A 16,966-nucleotide genomic window follows, 5' to 3' on the forward strand; every position below is an offset into this window, starting at 1 on the left:
CTCCGACGAAGAGACGTACGGTTTAAGCCAAAGGAAACGTTCCCTTTGGCCGTATTGTCTTTGCTATATGCGTAAGTCGGAATCAGACCGAGAAGGTGTGGGTTGCCGCCAGCGTGGTCTGTTTTAGCTGTGCGTCTTGAGCGGAGTAGCCAGAGGAAAATAGCCCCAGCGTATAGGTCGTACCGCGCGTCAGCAGGATATTATTGAAGGAAACCGTGCTCTTAGCGTTGCTGCTAGTCGCTGGCGAACGCCATTTAGGTTTCTGTTTATAGGATGCGGTCACCCCTTCCCATATCCCTACCCAGGTATTGGAATCCGCGGGGCTGAAACCTGGCAACATATTTATTTGCGCCACTAATGAGGTGGAACCACGCTTAAACACATCAACAGAGGATGTTAGCACTGTGTAGTCGTCATCGCTATCGGAGGGAACAAGCACGGAAGCAACAACGTTACTGTATTTTGACCCAGTACCGGATGTGTTCAGCGGGCCAACGCCATAGCCGATAATATAGGACAGCGTGGTGACATCCAGACCATCAAAAGACTGTGAACCAGAAGGACTATTACCAACCACTGAAGCGGAATCGATGGCATCAGTAGACCAGGGAATCTCATCACCTGATTGCCAGATATAGAGAATATTGCCATAGGTGCTGGGTTGGTTAGCGTTAGGCCCACTGTAATCAACACTGATTTGATTCGCCGTCACTGAGCTGGGATCGGTAGTCACAATGATATTTTGATCGGCAGTGGCAGAAAGACCGAGTTCGACCTGCAAGACTTTATCAACAGACATAATATTTTCCTAATATCAATACGATGATTCAGATAGCCATGGTCAGGACAATAAAAGAGCTGCATCATCCATATCCATACATGATGCCCCCAAAAGGTAAGGTAAACTTACTTTTATCAGAGGTGATCTTAAAATAGACCACTTTTTATACATAACTTTAGATTTCTTTAAAAAAAAGATATAGAGGTAGGAATAAGCAAAAAACAAAGTATAAAATAAATAAAAAACAGAAATTACTAGATTTAAAGATTGTAACTCTTAAAAAACACCATCTATATTGGCATTTTTACCGCCGATCATTATCTTTGAAACAGACCCTTTAACGGATCATAATAGTAAATTACACTAATTATTCTGATTATTATTTAACCTACTTGGTGTTTTCCCAGATCGATCAACTTGAGAAGGTGGCGGTACAGGCGAGGCGTTGCAGATCCAGCGTCAGAGCCTGAGAGCTGTAGCCGCTGGTGTAAAGTCCTAGGGTATATTTTTGTCCACTGACAATCGAAAGTTCATTGATTCCCGCCGTACCAGCATTGGTATCAATCGCAATAGCAGCAAACCACTTTGGCGGTGTCGTCCAGGAAATACTTTCTCCTTCCCATAGTCCGATCCAACTATTAGAAGCTTTGGCATTAAAACCAGGTAGAAACGCAAAATCGCAGGCAAGCGAACTCACGCCAACGAAAGTGGGTGTAATGCTGCATCTGTTCGGTACTGCCGCGCGGCGTTGCTCTCCCGGCAGTTGTGCCGGAATATAAGCGGATGCCACCACGTTCAGATAACGGGACCACTCCCCTTCCGCATGCTGCGGTCCGACGGCATAACCAAGAATGTAAGCCCCAGCGGATATCTCCACATTATCCAGATTTTGATCGCCATCGGGTAAGTCGAGCAAGATTGCGCTTTGCGCCACAGCAGGACTGCTCCACGGAACGTCATCGCTGGAAACAGACCAGAGAAAAACCTGATTTTGATAATCCGCAGGCTGATTGCCGCTCAGAGTGTGATAGCTGAAATTCAGTAGAGTACCAGCAACCAGATTGATGCCCAGCGTCGTCGTCTGCTGCGTAATCGCCGAGTCCGCCAGCAACACCATGGGCTCATTGCCGCTTTGCATGCTTAACGGCTGACGCAGAGCTATTGGCAATTGATTGGGTACCCGCTGTTTCATCGGTACCTCAGCTCGTGCATGAAAAGGCAACGACACCATCACTGCCACACCCCCAGCCAGAAAATCTCGTCGCTTCACTTTTTTCTCCCTGAGGCACGCCTGTTATGGCTATTGGCAGATAGGGCTCATCAAGTGAGTATTACATGGTTTTTAGTGATGGATTACCAACCAACCAAAATAGTTATCAAGCCTGACAAAGTCATATATAGCCTTGACAGAGAGATGGTGTACCTTTATCGAAGCATACTTAGTAATAAGAAAACAGGAAGCACCACAGTATTCACCTCTGCGGCACCGCGTTTAATTTAATCTCAACGACCATATGGCCAGAAGAAATAAGAGATTAAAGCAGCATAATTAAAAAACATTATGACTTTAAAAATAGGATTTTTTATCTACGGCTCAAAATAACGATGACTGGAAAATGCGGCCACCAATATGGCGTGCGGCATCGATACACGCCTCTGGCGTTCCCAACTCCGGCATCAACAGCATTTCAGACGTCAATACTGAAGCGCCGCAGTAGTCAAAAATCCCGTGATCGATCTGTGCATGAAAAGCATCCGCATAGCCACGCTTTTCAAATGTTCTCTGATTAGCGGCACCCAGCGCCACAAGATGCACCGGTAAATGTCCCAGTTTCTTTATCACATTCCCATCGGCAGTTTCTTCATAGGCCCAGCCGTTTGAAAACACGCGGTCGATCCACCCTTTCAACAGCCCCGGCATGGACCACCAGTAAATCGGGAACACCAGCACCAGCGCATCTGCGTGATCAATACGCGATTGCTCAGCAACGACGTCAGCCGGTGTTACTCCGGTACGCTGAAAAGCCGCTATATCTGACATAGAAAACACCGGGTTAAAGCCTTCCTGTGCAAGATCTGCGATTTCAAACGTATTTTCTGGGTTTGCCCCAGCGATCCCTTGCGCAATCGCGGTAGCGACACTGTGCGTTAGTGAGGTATGAACAGGATGAGAAACGACAAGTAATGCATGCATTCCGGGTACTCCCTATTGCTATAGAACGATGTCAGCGATAATCTAATATACTAACAGTAACCTACCATTGGTAAATTACTTTTGGTACATAAGAATGTCAACAGGATAATATTGCCAATGTCTAAACCACAGGCACGACAGCGTTTATCAAGAGAAGATCGCCATATACAGCTGATCAAAGCCGCCTGGCAGATTATTCGAGAGGAAGGTACTGAAGCGCTGACACTTGGGCATCTGGCGGAACAGGCAGGTGTAACGAAGCCGGTGGTTTACGATCACTTTACTAACCGTTCGGGGCTGTTGGCTGCACTTTATAAGGAATATGATGCTCGCCAGACGGCAATTATGGATGACATGATCCGTAAAACTGATCCCGTGCTCGATAAGCTGGCTGCGGTGATTGCCACCTCGTACATTGATTGCGTACTGCTTCAGGGCCGTGAAATGCCTAATGTTATGGCGGCGCTCACCGGAACCCCCGAGCTTGAACAAATCAGGCAGGAGTACGATGCCACCTTCACGGAAAAATGCCGCGATCTCTTTGCCCCATTCTGCGCAGGTAAACCTCTTCATGCTGCCGCGCTGCGGGCCATGCTCGGTTCCGCCGAAGGATTATCTTATGCCGCCGTTAAAGGGATTATTACGGAACAACAGGCTAAAGATGAACTGTTCCACGTGATTATTTCTATGGTGCAGCGGTGTAGCGCGGGACAGTAAAACTCCCGTTCCCGATTAGAGATAGTCGTAAAGGGTCAGCATGCCATCCTGACCACTTTACCACCCCGTTCTCAGAATGGTTCAGCAAAGCTTATTGAGCTGTGCCGATAAATCACACCATTCCCTCCGCTATTTCCCCTAGTCCCTTTTAATAATTTACAAACCAGAGTACCAGTTCTATGTTTTTTTAAGCGGGCCATTGTGATTTTCAATTTCTCAGCACGAATATGATTTTATACACCAACTATTATATACCTCAAGATATAAGGAATGTTCGTATGCCTAATGATGCACTAATAAATGCGATAGTCGCTAATACTAAGCTTATGGAAGTCGATCATTGTACCGGAGTTTCCACAACAATGAGTTGTGCTGTTTATGGCAAGACGCAGGATGACTCAGGCAGTGGCAATGTAATTGAAAATAACAAAGACATGCAGAAAAAAATTAATATTGCCCTAGACTTCCCCAGTACCGATTCAAAGACTTCAGTGTGGCATTTCCTGGTTGGGCCGACCGTGCATCACTTCGTCGTCATTCCCTGGTATCAAGACAGAATATCGCAAGAGCCCGTCTATACCGTCTTTATGGCGTATGAAAATGAATATTCCGTTGAAAAATATGTAAAACATACCGCACCAGCACCTTCGGGCGCTAAGGGTTACAAAAAAATATGGACAAAAAGCGATCTAAGCAAGATGTTTTCAGATCTATTGACGAGCGATACCGCATGGAAAGAATATTTTGGCCCAACCGGCAAGCCTAAAGCCCAAAAAATAACATACTGGAAATACAAGGTAATTCCCTTAGATACGGCAATCGCTAATGTAAATAATTATAGCTAGCAAAAAAAACCAAATACTTTAATAAAAATAGCGATTATCGCCAGTATCGTACTGGCGATAATATTTTAATTAATACACTAAAAAATAAAACCCAACGATTAGCGCAAGTTTTGAAGATACAATGGATGATTGCCCGTCTTATTTTCACTCTTAAAATATCCGGAGAGGTAGTTTTTATATTCCCCCAAAAACGATAAAAAAACATCAAGACCGTTTATTATTTTTTTATAACAATCGCTATCCATTCATTCTCAACAACGTATCCTCATCCCTGAGTCAGACCATCTCAGGGCTGGCGCTTACGCTGTCCAATACCGTGCCAATACGCAGGCCAGTGACTTTCCTCGGCATAGTTATTGATCACGGCGGCGATCGCCACCAGCACAATGCTCCCCAATAGAACGGGTGTGACTAAGAACTCAAACCCCACGGCGCTTTTCCCTGCCAGAATGATCACCAGCGGGTTGGCACCTGCTGGTGGGTGAACCGCGCGAAAATACTGCATCAGCATGATTGCTACGCCAACAGACAGTGACAGCACAACGAGAGTGTCGCCGAATCCATACAAAGCAATCAGACCCACGGCTGACGTAATGAAATGTCCTCCAATCACGTTCCTTGGCTGCGCGAATGGCGATGCTGACGCAGCAAATAAAATGACGCAGGTTGCCCCGAAGGGGGCCATCAACCAAGGTACACCGCTGGACTGCCCCAAATAGCTTAGGATCAGAATCCCTATGCTCCCACCCACTAACCCTTTCATTAGCTGGATAAATGTTGGCTTTGGTGGCAAAGCACCGCCCCCTCTGAGTCTCTTCATGGTCATCCCCGATAAAAAAACATGATGTTATGAAATTGCTGTGCTAGATTAAGTGTACAGATCTGTACACAACCAGGCGAAGAGTACAGATCTGTCCACGTAAAAACAACCCATCATTGATGAAGAAAAACGATGAAAGAGATCATGGGCAAGAGAGAGCACATTTTAGATATCGCGGAAGCGCTGTTTAATGAATTTGGCTATACCGCCGTTGGCGTTGATTTAATTAGAGATAAGGCGGGAGTCTCTAAAACATCCATGTATCGCCATTTCGGCTCAAAGAATAAGTTGATTGAAGCCGTGCTGGCTCGCCGACATACGCGCTTTGAGGAAGGGTTAGCCAGCGTGATATCTGGCGCTAACGACGCGGAAAGTCGTCTGGATGCCGTGATGGACTGGCATTTTTCCTGGTTCCGAACCGTCAACTTTAAGGGGTGTATGTTCATGCATGCGCTGGCTGAATTTAAAGGGCAAGACGAAGCCATTACAGCTCTGGCCCTGCGCCATAAAACCTGGATCAAGTCATTCTTGCTATCGATATTCACTGCCGAAGAACCGGAAAAAGAAGACAAAATCGAAGCTATCATGACGTTTATCGAAGGGATGATCGTGAGAGCGGAATTTACTGGCCTAACCCGTGGCGAGGATGTTTATCGCCGGCACGCGAGACAGTTAGCCTTCCCTCATCCTTCTCAGTAATCACTCGGTGTCTATCACACATCGGTAAAGCAAGCCGACGAACAAGCAGCCACTATTAACTTTATCTCTCATTGAGGAAGTAACCATGAACTCACCACTCACACAAGGCGTTCACCATATTGGTTTGACGGTATCAGCATTGGAAGAAAGCGCGCACTTTTTTACCTCGCTTCTGGGATGGAAAGAGGTAAAACGAAAAGAGGATTATCCCGCCATTTTTGTCAGCGATGGAACGATAATGCTCACGCTTTGGCAGGTACAAACCAGCGAGCCGGTTCAGTTTGATCGAAAAAGTCATGTCGGCTTGCATCATCTTGCCATTAAGGTTGATAGCAAAGCGGCGCTGTTTGAGATCGCTGAGAAATTATCAGCGCATAACATCAACATTGAATTTGCGCCCGCTCTGGCTAGTGGTGGCCCGGCCATGCATATGATGTGCTATGAGCCAAGCGGGATCCGCATCGAGCTTTACTGGTCAGGTCAGTAAGTGAGACCTAAGAACACCTGACTCATGCGCCACATCAATAATAGCGCTGATATCGCCGCCACTCACCCTGATTTAAAATTGACCAAAATCAATAAAAAATCAGTAAATACATTAATTTACCTTTCTATACTCCCCGTCTTTTGACCTTCCCGTAGGGGGAAGGTGTAACGTCATAGCCTGTGATTCCAGATGATGACTCTATTGAGGGGAAATGATGATGAAGCTAAAGATGATGGCGGCGCTACTCGGTCTGACATTAAGCGGTTCCGGTTTTGCAGCAACAGCTGACGCTAACGCGTTTCTGGCTAAACAAGGACTGGCGGGGAAAACGGTCGAGCAGATCGTCGATGTTATCGATCAATCGCCGCAGGCAAGACCGCTGCCCTACAGCGCGTCGATTACCAGCAAAGCACTGAAATTATCCGATGGGCAGCAGCAGTATAGTTATCCGCTGGGAAATAAATTCTATCTTTCATTCGCACCTTATATTCAGCAAACCCACCCTTGCTTCACTCACAGTTTATCCGGATGTCAGGGTGAGCTCGCTAATACCGCATTTGACGTAAAAATCACCGATAAAGCGGGTAATGTTATCGTGCAGAAAACACTGAGTAGCCACCAGAACGGCTTTGTTGGCGTATGGTTACCGCGCAATATTGAAGGAACGATTAATGTGACCTATCAGGGACGCGTGGCAAGCTCACCGTTTGCGACCTATGACGACAGTCAGACCTGCATGACGACACTGCCATTGAAAGAGGCGTAGCAGAAAGCCGGTCGCGAACACGGATTCAGCAACCCAGCGGCATCGCTGGGTTGCTTATTTCAACGGGAAACTGACGTATTACTGACTTCATCGCCCCCGCGATTCACTCGCACCACGCCCGTATCCACGCGCTTACCGATATCCTTTAGCTGCGAGTATTTTTCTAACAGGCTGGGTGCGTCATCCAGACTCATGGCAAACATCCACATGTAGGTCATCACCGAATAGATATGCCCCGCATTGGTTCCGCCGTTAAGCGTCATATACACAATCGTCAGTGAAAACAGGACCGCAGCAGCGGCCCCGATCGCCAGATAGCCCAGCGCCTCACGATCCGACAGGCGAATGCGCAGCCCAGCCAGCACATGGTAATGCTTGGTCAATGAAGCCGCCGTCGCGCTGCTGACAAAGCCAACCTCTTTTTCCAGACGGTTATTTAATTTGCCAAACAAGGCTTCATTCTTGCGGGTGTAACTTGGCAGGAACAACGCAAAAAACAGCAGAATGACAATGCAGGCCACGCCCGCCCAGGACTCAATCACCAGCAACATCACGGCTGCACCGATGATCGACGCCAGCGACGTGATCAGTACCGGAAGGTGGATTTCAAAAAAATCCACGAACTCGCGTGAGAGCGCCACCCGCGCAGCAATGGTTGAGTGGTTATGGTTTTCTTTTCTCTGCGCCAAAATCACGGGTACGGCCAGTGCCGCATAAATACGGGCAAACGTGCGGGTATCCACGCTGCGCCGTGCCGCGCCAATCGCCCACATAATGAAAACCATCAGCGCATACAGCACCGCGTGCCAAGGCTGTGCATTCAGAATCGCGTTAATGGCAAAACCCGCCATCAGGGGATAAAGCAGATAAGTCACATTCTCCGCCACCACCAGTAGCAGGGTGAGAATCAGTTTTTTGCCATGCAGCTTGCCAAGTTTTTTAAGGGTGACAGCGGCACTGTGCGAAACCTTGACCGGTTCGCTGATATTATGGGTTTGCATGAGAATCGTATTTAACAGAGTTATACTTGAGCGGTTGCTCAAGAACAAAAATTGTATTTGAGCACTTGCTCAAAGTCAACGCGGGGACGGTAATGAAAGAGACGACGAAAGCGCTAAAAGACAAAATCCTTGATGGCGCAATCGAGCTGTTTATTGAGAAAGGCATAGAGAAAGTGACAACGCGCGAGCTGGCGGAACACGTTGGTATTTCGCGTAGCCACCTTTATCACTACTTTCCTGACTGGCAGACGCTGTCGATTGAGGCGCTAACGGCGTTTATGCTGGCGGATTTGGAAGAGGTCGCGGCAGAAATCGCCACGTTACCGCCGAAAGAGAAACTGCATGCGCTGGTGAAGAATTACCTGCCGGACACCACGGATGTCATCTGGAATCTGTATGGATCGCTATGGCAGTTGGCCGTTCACAATATCGCTTACGCCGAACTCGCCCATGTCATGACAGCGAAATGGTCTGCCCTGTTGGAAGAGATCATCGCATCAGGCGTCGCGTCCGGTGTCTTTAAAAATACCGATACCCAGCGCGTCTCCCGCCAGCTAGATGCGCTATTAAACGGCTACTCTGACCATCTGATTATTAACCCATCCCCTGCCGATTTTCAGCAAGCAACTGAAGATATTGATGATTTTATACAACGAGTGTTGTGACGCGCATAAGCCGCACGCCCAGAATTGCGATTAATGTGTACATGCCGCCACAACACGCATTAATCGCGGATATTACAGGCCAATTTCGAGTGAACGGTACTAATCAGATAAGCATGCTTCATCAACATTTCAAACTGGATGACATCATTTTCAGCCAGAATGGGGATCGCCTCATCGGGGGCATTATCACTGGTATTCTTACTCATCGCGATATTGTTCACCACCAGACGGTTCCCCTCCCACACTGAATCAAAGCTGAATGTGCGCCGAATCGTCAGCGGCACGCCATCCTCGCCAATGTAAATGCCGTTGACTAAAACCAGCGCTCTGTTTTGTTTATTGAGATAAAAATAGACGTCATATTCCTTTCTGATTTTCCGATCTTCCAGGTAGTGCTTTACCTCAGCCTGACAGACCAGCGGCTTACTGTATAAATTGCTTTTTAAATAAAAAAAGATTCCCAGAATAAATGAAATGGAAAGCACCAATATAGTGCAAAAAATTTTCTTTCTGACTTTAATTATTAACATAAGTCACACATCCCTTCCCATCCTTCTTGCAGGAAATAACGATTTCACTTTTCTTATCCAGCATTTCAGATATAACGATTTTTTTCGACAGGAAGAATAATGTGTTATCTGAGCACAGGTTTTCATAGTCGGTCGGGAGGGGATAACCCACGCTGTCATATAAATAGAAAAGATCGCACTTCCCATCCATCTTCACATCGATAAGATACCGATACGGGAAACGGTTTGCGCTCTCCAGCGCAAGTAGAAAAACTCCGACTATCGTTATCCAGATGAGAAGGAACAGGATGTATTGCTTTTTTTTTACTGGCTCAGCTATGGCGCGATGTTTTACAGAAAACGGTTTTTTTTCTTCGAAATTCCCTTCTTCAATGTTGTCCTCATCTCCCTGATTTAACGCTTCTCTCTCTGCCTTTGCCCCTTCCTGCGCCGGATAGGGAACAATGCTTTCTACGTTAAAAACAATACCCAGCTTGGGGATAGTTACAATCGAATCAGAAAGATCAAACTCACGTAATACCTTCCTTAACAGAGATAAATAGTTGTTTAGATTATTAATAGAAGGACAAAGCGCGTGCTTTTCCAACGCCTCTTTTAACAAAAAATCGCGGCTTAGCGTTACCCCCTGATTCTCAATAAACAAACAGAACAATCGGGAAATAGGAAAATTCACAGAGATTGCTTCATTTTCACGTTCTATCCATGCAAGCGTTCCTTCTCCTTCATTAAAAATGATTAAGTCATTAATCAAATAAACCATACGTGCTTTTCCATCAAGATTAAGAAGCGCTATTCGTTTGTTATAATCAGCCTGATAGATACATCATTTATGATGATAAAACTTATGGAATAGTCTTAAAATCACCATGCTACAACAAAAAATACGTTATCTATAAAAGCAAAAACAATTATATATCTCAATTCACAGGCTCTATCTCAGAGCAAGGATAAAAACTTACCTATTTATTGTCAAAGATTATCTACCTTTCATTTACCCTCTATCTAAATAAAAAGACATTTCATTATTTTTACCAACCAATAGATATTCCGCACTAACACATGCCAAAGACGCTGAATAACAAGTAACACATTGAATTAAATAAATTATCTCGATAATTATATTTATAGCTTATAATTTCACGCTGGAACGTGAAAACAAAAAAACAGAACAAAAAACTAAATAAATGTAAATTTAAAACATTTAATCTAAATAAATATAATTAATTCAATATATTTGACCACAAAATCATTCAACACTACGATATCCCCAGTTTCAGCGTCGTTGGTTAGGCAAGCGGAAATATATTCACCGCATGAAACACGACGAACCACCAATCAGTCAGAAAAGACATTACAAAAGAGAAGGCATTACTCGTTATGCATGAATGCGTGAACATTCATGCGAGTCGTGCTCATTTTTTAAATAAAGTAACCAACCGAGAGAGCATAATATGAAATTATCAAAGATCACCCTGGCATCCCTCATCTCCGTGATATTTTCTGTCGGCGCACATGCAGCAGATTCACATAATGGATCGGTGACGTTTAAAGGAAAAATTATTGATACGCCCTGCTCAGTATCTCAGGATGATTTGCACCAAACGATCGAGTTTGGCGAAATCAGCAAAACGGTGTTGGAAAACGGCGGCACGTCAGAAATCAAACCGTTTGATATCACATTAAAAGATTGCAGCCTGGATACCGCAACCAGTGCCAAAATTGTTTTCTCCGGCGGCGTAGCATCTGGCACCAATAATGAACTGCTGGCATTAAACGGCAGTGCAACCGGTGCAGGTATTGCCGTAGAACGCGTCGGCGAAAAAATTAAATTCGACGGAACCACACCAGCCGTTCCTGCTACGCCGCTGGCAAATGGAGATAATATTTTCTCCTTCACGTCTTATGTTGCCAAACTGCCAACGCCACAGGAAGGGGAATCGCCAGTCATCACGACAGGTTCCTTCGCCAGCACGGCTAATTTTGTTGTGTCCTATCAATAAAATTCTATTGCGCTAACAATCTATTGCGCTAACAACAGGGTATCCGTAAAAACGGGGAGGCTTCCTCCCCTATTATCCTATTCATTCCACATGTCGAAATACATGAATGGATAACCACAACGCGACATCTTTTCAAGCACCTATTCCTATGGCAATGAAAAATATTACGTTCAAAGAAAAAATAAAACCCGCGCTATTTCGTTACGGTTTTTTTATTTTTTCTTTGAATACAACATCGCTCAGTGCAACGGAATTTAACGTTAACGTACTGGATGTCGACAATCGTAATGACATTGATCTTAGCCATTTTTCCGATCCCGAATATGTCACGCCCGGCACCTATCTTTTATCAATAAAAGTCAACGCGCGTGAAATACAGCAGCAGATGATTAACTACCTGCCGGAAGGCAATCATCGCGCTCGGCCAACAGCCTGTCTCTCGCCCGAACTCGTCGATAAACTGGCACTGAAAAAAGAGGCGCGTGACAAAGCCGAATTATGGAATAACGGCGCATGTGTCGATCTGACGCCTATTGCTGGCGTCACTGTCTCTAACCAGATAGGCATGGGAACGCTAAATATTACGATCCCGCAGGCCTGGCTGGCGTACAGCGATCGCAACTGGATTCCACCCGAACAGTGGGATCACGGCATCGGCGGTGCGCTGCTGGACTATAACCTCGTTGGGAACGTACGCCGTGAGACCAATGGCAGAGGCACATCACACTACCTCAGCAGCTACGGCACCACCGGATTTAATCAGGGAGCCTGGCGCTATCGTGCCGATTATCGCTATTTTCTACAAAAATCGCGCAACGCGAATCGCGATAGCTTCTCGTGGGATCAGTTTTACGCCTATCGTCCGCTGCCAACGCTTTCAGCCGATCTCAAGCTGGGTGAAATGTATTTCAGCAGCAACCTGTTCGATAGCTATCGCTTTACCGGCGTGTCATTAGCCAATAACGAGAACATGCTTCCCCCTTCGCTGCGCGGCTACGCGCCCGAAATTCGCGGCGTCGCCAAGTCCAACGCGACGGTAACCGTGACGCAAAATGGCAGGCTGATCTATGAAACCACCGTGCCTGCCGGCCCCTTTACCATTCAGGACATGAAGAACGGCGTCAGCGGTACGCTGGATGTGCGCGTGACGGAAGAAGACGGCACGGTGACGACATTCCAGACCGAATCGGCCAACCTGCCTTACCTGACGCGGCCGGGACACGTGCAGTACAAACTCGCCGCGGGTAAACCCTCGAATACCAACCATCGTCTGCAAGGCCCGGCCTTTTCTGCCGCCGAAGCCTCATGGGGATTATCCAACGCATGGTCGGTGTACGGCGGCAGCATATTATCCGATGGCTACCAGTCCTGGTCGGCAGGCATCGGAAAGAACCTCTACCTGCTAGGCGCGCTGTCGGCGGATATCACACAGTCACGCGCGACGCTGCCAGCAACATCCTCGTCGCAAATGGGACACGCTTTCTCACTTAACTGGTCTAAATACTTCAACTCGATCGATAGCCAGATCAGTTTTGCGGGCTACCGCTTTTCAGAAAAGACCTACATGAGCATGGCGCAGTATCTCTATGCGTTGAATCTCGATAGCCGCTATCGCAATGAAAAAGAGCGCTACACCATTACGCTCTCCAAAAACTTCGCGACGCGGGAATCATCTCCCCTGCTGAGCGGGCTGTCGACCTACGTGACCTATACGCGCCAAACCTATTGGAATGAAGCCGAGCAGGATCGCTATGGGATTTCGCTAAACAAGTACTTCGATATCGGCGCAGTTAAAGGTATTGCCGCGAACCTCTCGGCCTACCGCACTGAATTCAACCGCCGTACCGATGACAGCCTGTATCTGAGCTTTTCTATCCCGCTCGGCGAGAAGGATCGCCTGAGCTACAGCATGGGGCGCTATAACAACAGCAGCAATCAGGCGCTGACCTATTCCAATAACGCCGATCCGCGCCGCACCTGGAATCTGAGCACCCGGCACGACAGCAAAGAGAATACTTACCTGAGCGGCAACTATACCCATCTGGCACCGATGACTGACGCCACCGTGGGCGTCGCCTGGCAGCAGGATCGCTATACCTACCTGAACGGTTCACTGCGCGGCGGAATTACCGCTACTCGCCACGGCGTCGCTGCACACCCGAAAGGTAATCAGGGCGGCACCCGCATCATGGTCGATACCGAACAGGCCGGCGTACCGTTCACCGGTAGTCAGGTCGAGACCAACCGCTATGGGCTGGCCGTGATTGCTGGCACCAGCAGCTACTACGACGTATCGACCCGCATTGATCTTCAAAAATTACCGCAACACATTGAAGCGGTGACGACGGTCGTTCAGGGCACGCTGACCGAAGGTGCCATTGGCTACCGTAAATTCGACGTGGTGAGCGGGGCAAAAATCATGGCGCACGTCGCGCTGGCCGATGGCAAAAATCCCCCGTTCGCCGCCCAGATCAAAAACAAGAAAGGCCGCGATATCGCCATGATCACCAACGGCGGGCAGGCCTATATCACGGGCGTATCGCCTGACGAAACGCTGTCCGTCATCTGGGAGGGCAGAACACAGTGCGCCATCACCCTACCCGCCACCTTAAATCACCTTGATGCCCTGCTGCTTCCTTGTAAATAAGCGGCGCGAAGAAAGAGAAAAATCTGGAGAGTACGTTATGAAACACACATTTTATCAGCGAGCAGCAGGATTCCTCATCGGCTGCCTGTTTTTGATGCCCACAGCCTATAGCGCCCTGAGCCTCGATCGCACCCGCGTTATTTTTAACGATGAGGAGCAATCGGCGACGGTCATGTTGATGAACCAAAACGTGGAGAACCCGTTTCTGGCGCAGTCCTGGCTGACGGACGATCGGCACAATAAAGTGACGACGCCGCTGATGGTACTGCCGCCGCTACAGCGCATCGAAGCGAAAGGATATAGCCTGATCCGTCTGGTCAAAACAGAACAAATCAGCCAATTGCCAACCGACCGCGAATCGCTGTTTTACCTTAACGTCCGGGAAATTCCACCCAAGACGGACAAGCCCAACGTATTACAGATAGCCATTCAGTCTGAAATTAAGGTGTTCTTCCGCCCCCGTGGCGTAAAGCCAGCCAAAGACGAAATATGGCAGGAAAAACTGATCGTCCGCAAAACGGGAAACACCTTTCAGGTAGAAAACCCCACGCCGTACTACATCACGGTCAGCGGCATCTTGAAACAGCCCAAAGCGACGCGCGCCAACCCCACCAGCCTGCTGAAGGGAAACGCCTTTATGGTCGCGCCACGCTCGACGCTGTCGGTTGAGGTGAATGACGGCGCGGTCGATCGCTTCTATCTGTACTACGTCAATGACTACGGCGGCCATCTGGAGTTGCCTTTTACCTGCGCACAAAACCAGTGCCAGCCCGCTATCCGTAAATAAGCCACAGGGAACCGCTATGTCTTGGTTAGCTGCTCGTCAACATCGCCATGTCGCCCTCTGCGCGTCGCTCTTTTTCGGCTTAACGGCGTTTAACGCCAGCGCGCTGGAATGCCGGCTGGGCACCGTGACCGGCCCGGTAAACGATTATGAGGATATTGGTACGCTAAAAATCCCTGCGACCTTGCCGATTGGCAGCCGTCTGTGGACATCAAAACCCTATACCCGCAGCCTGGCCTGCTGGGCGTATCAATCCGTGCGCCCGCAGGGCGAAATGTCCTACTTCTATCCCAACCCTGAAGGCAAAGTCATCAGCCAAGGGGTCGGGATTGGCATCATCTATAACGGGCAGGATCTCGGGGTGATTACCAACGGCGGCACCACCGCATCCCGCGTCTCCACGGGGCAGTGGATCTTACCCGGTCCAAGCGGCTCGTCACCGCCGTCCAACCCGACCATGCTAAACGTTACGGTGCAACTCTACCTCGAAAAAACGGGAAATATCACCGATACCACAGCGGGCGTCGATTCGCTACGCGTCTTCCAGATCGACGGTGAAGGAGGCATCAACAACAAACCCAACAGCAACTATGGCCTCAGCCTGTCAGGACTACACGGCATCGACATTATGCAGTGCGCCGCGAAAATCAACGTCTCGCCCGACAGCTATGTCGATTTTGGTACGGTCCGAGCGTGGTCAGGTACGGAGGCTAACGTGCTGGCACAAACGGAATTCCACATCAACATATCGACCGACGGCGGAGAAGACTGCGGCAAGGGTTTCGATCTGGACATCAACTTTGATGCCTCGTCGCGGGGAAATTCACTCGTCGGGATAGACGGCATGAACATGGGAAATGGCGCTACGCTGAAGATCGAAGATACGCGCAGCGGCAATAACGTGGTGTTTAACCAGTTCATCGGTCTGGTTGACGGCCTGACGGCATCGAGCGGCCAGGTTGAACGGCGTTATACGGCTCGGCTCTATGCCGCCGGCCCCGCAGTGGTAGGCGATACCGAGAAAAATATTATCCTACGGTTTAATTATCATTAATCCGTCTTCCTACGCGAGATCGTAACGATGATAAAGAACAACAATACGGTAGCGAAAGCCACGTCGCGCGGCCCTCTACTCGCCTTCACACTTGGCATCATCGCGCTGTCTTCAGGTACATCCTTTGCGCAGCAGAGGACCATGCTGGACGATCACGAAGTGACCTTCCACGTTTTAGTCGTCAACGCCGCCTGTAATGTGAGTACGGAAAGCAAGGCGATTGTGGTGGACATGAGTGAAGTCTCTGACCGCACGTTAAAAGCCAATCGCTACGGCGACTGGCATGACTTCACGATTAACCTCACGGACTGCAATCTGGATACCTACCAAAACGTCACTATCCGTTTTTCAGGCAAAGAAGAACCGCTCTTGCCCAAGCGGCTGGCGCTGGATACGCCTTCCGGTGCCAAAGGCATCGCAGTTGGCATTTATCATGCGAACAAACTGGTCGGCATCAACAGCAGCACGGACCGCATTGTGCTGCAAAGCGGAGACAACACTATTCCCTTTTCGGCCCGCATCGAAAAGATACGCGACGATCTGATTCAGTCCGGCGATTTCATGGCAACGGCGAATTTTACCTTGAGCTATTTATAGCGGGTTGAGGGAAAAGTCGAGGCCGCCCCTGTTTTTTACCAAACACTGGCGGCACACGCATTATTCACTCACGGCTAAAGTGATTTGTTAGCCGCTCCCCCTATTCGCTAGCGGCTAAAAACCAGCGGAATTCTTTTTGAGAACAGGAAATAGGGGATCCAGACGACAATACTGAAAGCAACGGCAGAAAGAACACTGAACGCATTACCGTCCAACGCAATATTAAACAGCAGTGAAGGTAATAATGTCAGGCAACATGCCACAACCGCGTTAATGGCATAGTAGGCTACCATCATCATCTTTGTCCGCTTCTTGCTGTGAGTTCAACCGATGGATGCAACACATTGGTTAAAACGCTCTGCGGGTGATTCATAGTCTA

Annotated in this window: 19 protein-coding genes; 11 read left to right on the forward strand and 8 right to left on the reverse strand. The window is 48.2% G+C overall.

Annotated elements, in window-relative coordinates:
• Nucleotides 1–82 precede the first annotated feature (82 nt).
• The 3 genes from ACIPUG_RS12010 to ACIPUG_RS12020 form a co-directional block, all read right to left on the reverse strand.
• The gene (locus ACIPUG_RS12010) at nucleotides 83–799 is read right to left on the reverse strand and encodes a hypothetical protein (RefSeq protein ID WP_039461837.1); all 717 of its coding nucleotides are present in this window, start codon (nucleotides 797–799) and stop codon (nucleotides 83–85) included.
• 394 nt (nucleotides 800–1,193) lie between these two features.
• On the reverse strand, nucleotides 1,194–2,051 hold the full coding sequence (locus ACIPUG_RS12015; protein WP_339096812.1) for a hypothetical protein: 858 nt from the start codon (nucleotides 2,049–2,051) through the stop codon (nucleotides 1,194–1,196).
• Nucleotides 2,052–2,375: 324 nt separating this feature from the next.
• The gene (locus ACIPUG_RS12020; protein ID WP_205560405.1) at nucleotides 2,376–2,975 is read right to left on the reverse strand and encodes an NAD(P)H-dependent oxidoreductase; all 600 of its coding nucleotides are present in this window, start codon (nucleotides 2,973–2,975) and stop codon (nucleotides 2,376–2,378) included.
• A gap of 117 nt (nucleotides 2,976–3,092) precedes the next feature.
• Here ACIPUG_RS12020 and ACIPUG_RS12025 point away from each other — a divergent pair, with 117 nt between their 5' ends.
• Together ACIPUG_RS12025 and ACIPUG_RS12030 are read left to right on the forward strand one after the other, a co-directional pair.
• Nucleotides 3,093–3,692: a TetR/AcrR family transcriptional regulator gene (locus ACIPUG_RS12025; RefSeq protein WP_039497157.1), complete on the forward strand. Its 600-nt coding sequence runs from the start codon at nucleotides 3,093–3,095 to the stop codon at nucleotides 3,690–3,692.
• A 278-nt stretch (nucleotides 3,693–3,970) separates the two neighbouring features.
• Nucleotides 3,971–4,537, forward strand: coding sequence for a hypothetical protein (locus ACIPUG_RS12030; RefSeq protein WP_039497155.1), 567 nt, complete (start codon nucleotides 3,971–3,973; stop codon nucleotides 4,535–4,537).
• A gap of 286 nt (nucleotides 4,538–4,823) precedes the next feature.
• On the opposite strand, the gene ACIPUG_RS12035 is transcribed toward ACIPUG_RS12030, so the two are convergent.
• Entirely contained in the window at nucleotides 4,824–5,357 is a 534-nt protein-coding gene (locus ACIPUG_RS12035) for an HPP family protein (protein ID WP_039283836.1), read from the reverse strand.
• A 132-nt stretch (nucleotides 5,358–5,489) separates the two neighbouring features.
• On the opposite strand from ACIPUG_RS12035, the gene ACIPUG_RS12040 reads away from it, so the two are divergent.
• From ACIPUG_RS12040 to cueP, 3 genes are all read left to right on the forward strand, one after another.
• On the forward strand, nucleotides 5,490–6,056 hold the full coding sequence (locus tag ACIPUG_RS12040) for a TetR/AcrR family transcriptional regulator (protein WP_080163952.1): 567 nt from the start codon (nucleotides 5,490–5,492) through the stop codon (nucleotides 6,054–6,056).
• An 85-nt stretch (nucleotides 6,057–6,141) separates the two neighbouring features.
• Nucleotides 6,142–6,543 (forward strand): VOC family protein, encoded by a 402-nt coding sequence (locus tag ACIPUG_RS12045; RefSeq protein WP_400338532.1) that lies wholly within the window; start codon nucleotides 6,142–6,144, stop codon nucleotides 6,541–6,543.
• Between the two features lie 214 nt (nucleotides 6,544–6,757).
• The gene (gene cueP, locus ACIPUG_RS12050; RefSeq protein ID WP_400338534.1) at nucleotides 6,758–7,309 is read left to right on the forward strand and encodes a copper-binding periplasmic metallochaperone CueP; all 552 of its coding nucleotides are present in this window, start codon (nucleotides 6,758–6,760) and stop codon (nucleotides 7,307–7,309) included.
• A gap of 59 nt (nucleotides 7,310–7,368) precedes the next feature.
• On the opposite strand, the gene ACIPUG_RS12055 is transcribed toward cueP, so the two are convergent.
• Complete coding sequence (locus tag ACIPUG_RS12055) at nucleotides 7,369–8,310, reverse strand: ABC transporter six-transmembrane domain-containing protein (RefSeq protein ID WP_400338535.1); 942 nt, start codon at nucleotides 8,308–8,310, stop codon at nucleotides 7,369–7,371.
• A gap of 92 nt (nucleotides 8,311–8,402) precedes the next feature.
• Between ACIPUG_RS12055 and ACIPUG_RS12060 the strand changes: the two genes are divergently transcribed.
• Nucleotides 8,403–8,975 carry a TetR/AcrR family transcriptional regulator gene (locus ACIPUG_RS12060; RefSeq protein ID WP_400338537.1) on the forward strand — a complete coding sequence of 191 codons (573 nt, stop codon included), beginning with the start codon at nucleotides 8,403–8,405 and terminating at the stop codon, nucleotides 8,973–8,975.
• Between the two features lie 59 nt (nucleotides 8,976–9,034).
• On the opposite strand, the gene ACIPUG_RS12065 is transcribed toward ACIPUG_RS12060, so the two are convergent.
• Together ACIPUG_RS12065 and ACIPUG_RS12070 are read right to left on the reverse strand one after the other, a co-directional pair.
• Nucleotides 9,035–9,505: a FidL gene (locus ACIPUG_RS12065; protein ID WP_400338539.1), complete on the reverse strand. Its 471-nt coding sequence runs from the start codon at nucleotides 9,503–9,505 to the stop codon at nucleotides 9,035–9,037.
• Nucleotides 9,492–10,265, reverse strand: a complete 774-nt coding sequence (locus ACIPUG_RS12070; protein ID WP_400338541.1) for a transcriptional regulator — start codon at nucleotides 10,263–10,265, stop codon at nucleotides 9,492–9,494. Before ACIPUG_RS12070 ends, ACIPUG_RS12065 begins: the two co-directional genes overlap by 14 nt.
• Before the next feature lie 691 nt (nucleotides 10,266–10,956).
• Here ACIPUG_RS12070 and ACIPUG_RS12075 point away from each other — a divergent pair.
• From ACIPUG_RS12075 to ACIPUG_RS12095, 5 genes are all read left to right on the forward strand, one after another.
• Nucleotides 10,957–11,505, forward strand: coding sequence for a fimbrial protein (locus ACIPUG_RS12075; protein WP_010282767.1), 549 nt, complete (start codon nucleotides 10,957–10,959; stop codon nucleotides 11,503–11,505).
• Nucleotides 11,506–11,653: 148 nt separating this feature from the next.
• Nucleotides 11,654–14,152 (forward strand): fimbria/pilus outer membrane usher protein, encoded by a 2,499-nt coding sequence (locus ACIPUG_RS12080; RefSeq protein WP_400338542.1) that lies wholly within the window; start codon nucleotides 11,654–11,656, stop codon nucleotides 14,150–14,152.
• Nucleotides 14,153–14,189: 37 nt separating this feature from the next.
• Nucleotides 14,190–14,939, forward strand: a complete 750-nt coding sequence (locus tag ACIPUG_RS12085) for a molecular chaperone (RefSeq protein ID WP_014914337.1) — start codon at nucleotides 14,190–14,192, stop codon at nucleotides 14,937–14,939.
• A 16-nt stretch (nucleotides 14,940–14,955) separates the two neighbouring features.
• The gene (locus tag ACIPUG_RS12090) at nucleotides 14,956–15,990 is read left to right on the forward strand and encodes a hypothetical protein (protein WP_400338544.1); all 1,035 of its coding nucleotides are present in this window, start codon (nucleotides 14,956–14,958) and stop codon (nucleotides 15,988–15,990) included.
• Between the two features lie 27 nt (nucleotides 15,991–16,017).
• On the forward strand, nucleotides 16,018–16,587 hold the full coding sequence (locus tag ACIPUG_RS12095) for a fimbrial protein (protein WP_039557036.1): 570 nt from the start codon (nucleotides 16,018–16,020) through the stop codon (nucleotides 16,585–16,587).
• A gap of 107 nt (nucleotides 16,588–16,694) precedes the next feature.
• Here ACIPUG_RS12095 and ACIPUG_RS12100 read toward each other — a convergent pair whose 3' ends face one another.
• Nucleotides 16,695–16,886, reverse strand: coding sequence for a DUF2569 family protein (locus ACIPUG_RS12100; protein WP_400338546.1), 192 nt, complete (start codon nucleotides 16,884–16,886; stop codon nucleotides 16,695–16,697).
• Between the last annotated feature and the right edge of the window lie 80 nt (nucleotides 16,887–16,966).

Origin of the sequence: Pectobacterium sp. CHL-2024, from assembly GCF_044751765.1 — a bacterium.
In the GTDB taxonomy this organism is placed as follows: domain Bacteria; phylum Pseudomonadota; class Gammaproteobacteria; order Enterobacterales; family Enterobacteriaceae; genus Pectobacterium; species Pectobacterium brasiliense.

Excerpts from the sequence above, each read along its gene's own strand:
- ACIPUG_RS12010 (WP_039461837.1), bottom strand. The coding sequence starts at position 799 with ATGTCTGTTGATAAAGTCTTGCAGGTCGAACTCGGTCTTTCTGCCACT.
- ACIPUG_RS12020 (WP_205560405.1), bottom strand. The coding sequence starts at position 2,975 with ATGCATGCATTACTTGTCGTTTCTCATCCTGTTCATACCTCACTAACG.
- ACIPUG_RS12025 (WP_039497157.1), top strand. The coding sequence starts at position 3,093 with ATGTCTAAACCACAGGCACGACAGCGTTTATCAAGAGAAGATCGCCAT.
- ACIPUG_RS12030 (WP_039497155.1), top strand. The coding sequence starts at position 3,971 with ATGCCTAATGATGCACTAATAAATGCGATAGTCGCTAATACTAAGCTT.
- ACIPUG_RS12035 (WP_039283836.1), bottom strand. The coding sequence starts at position 5,357 with ATGAAGAGACTCAGAGGGGGCGGTGCTTTGCCACCAAAGCCAACATTT.
- ACIPUG_RS12040 (WP_080163952.1), top strand. The coding sequence starts at position 5,490 with ATGAAAGAGATCATGGGCAAGAGAGAGCACATTTTAGATATCGCGGAA.
- ACIPUG_RS12045 (WP_400338532.1), top strand. The coding sequence starts at position 6,142 with ATGAACTCACCACTCACACAAGGCGTTCACCATATTGGTTTGACGGTA.
- cueP (WP_400338534.1), top strand. The coding sequence starts at position 6,758 with ATGATGAAGCTAAAGATGATGGCGGCGCTACTCGGTCTGACATTAAGC.
- ACIPUG_RS12055 (WP_400338535.1), bottom strand. The coding sequence starts at position 8,310 with ATGCAAACCCATAATATCAGCGAACCGGTCAAGGTTTCGCACAGTGCC.
- ACIPUG_RS12060 (WP_400338537.1), top strand. The coding sequence starts at position 8,403 with ATGAAAGAGACGACGAAAGCGCTAAAAGACAAAATCCTTGATGGCGCA.
- ACIPUG_RS12065 (WP_400338539.1), bottom strand. The coding sequence starts at position 9,505 with ATGTTAATAATTAAAGTCAGAAAGAAAATTTTTTGCACTATATTGGTG.
- ACIPUG_RS12070 (WP_400338541.1), bottom strand. The coding sequence starts at position 10,265 with ATGGTTTATTTGATTAATGACTTAATCATTTTTAATGAAGGAGAAGGA.
- ACIPUG_RS12075 (WP_010282767.1), top strand. The coding sequence starts at position 10,957 with ATGAAATTATCAAAGATCACCCTGGCATCCCTCATCTCCGTGATATTT.
- ACIPUG_RS12080 (WP_400338542.1), top strand. The coding sequence starts at position 11,654 with ATGGCAATGAAAAATATTACGTTCAAAGAAAAAATAAAACCCGCGCTA.
- ACIPUG_RS12085 (WP_014914337.1), top strand. The coding sequence starts at position 14,190 with ATGAAACACACATTTTATCAGCGAGCAGCAGGATTCCTCATCGGCTGC.
- ACIPUG_RS12090 (WP_400338544.1), top strand. The coding sequence starts at position 14,956 with ATGTCTTGGTTAGCTGCTCGTCAACATCGCCATGTCGCCCTCTGCGCG.
- ACIPUG_RS12095 (WP_039557036.1), top strand. The coding sequence starts at position 16,018 with ATGATAAAGAACAACAATACGGTAGCGAAAGCCACGTCGCGCGGCCCT.
- ACIPUG_RS12100 (WP_400338546.1), bottom strand. The coding sequence starts at position 16,886 with ATGATGATGGTAGCCTACTATGCCATTAACGCGGTTGTGGCATGTTGC.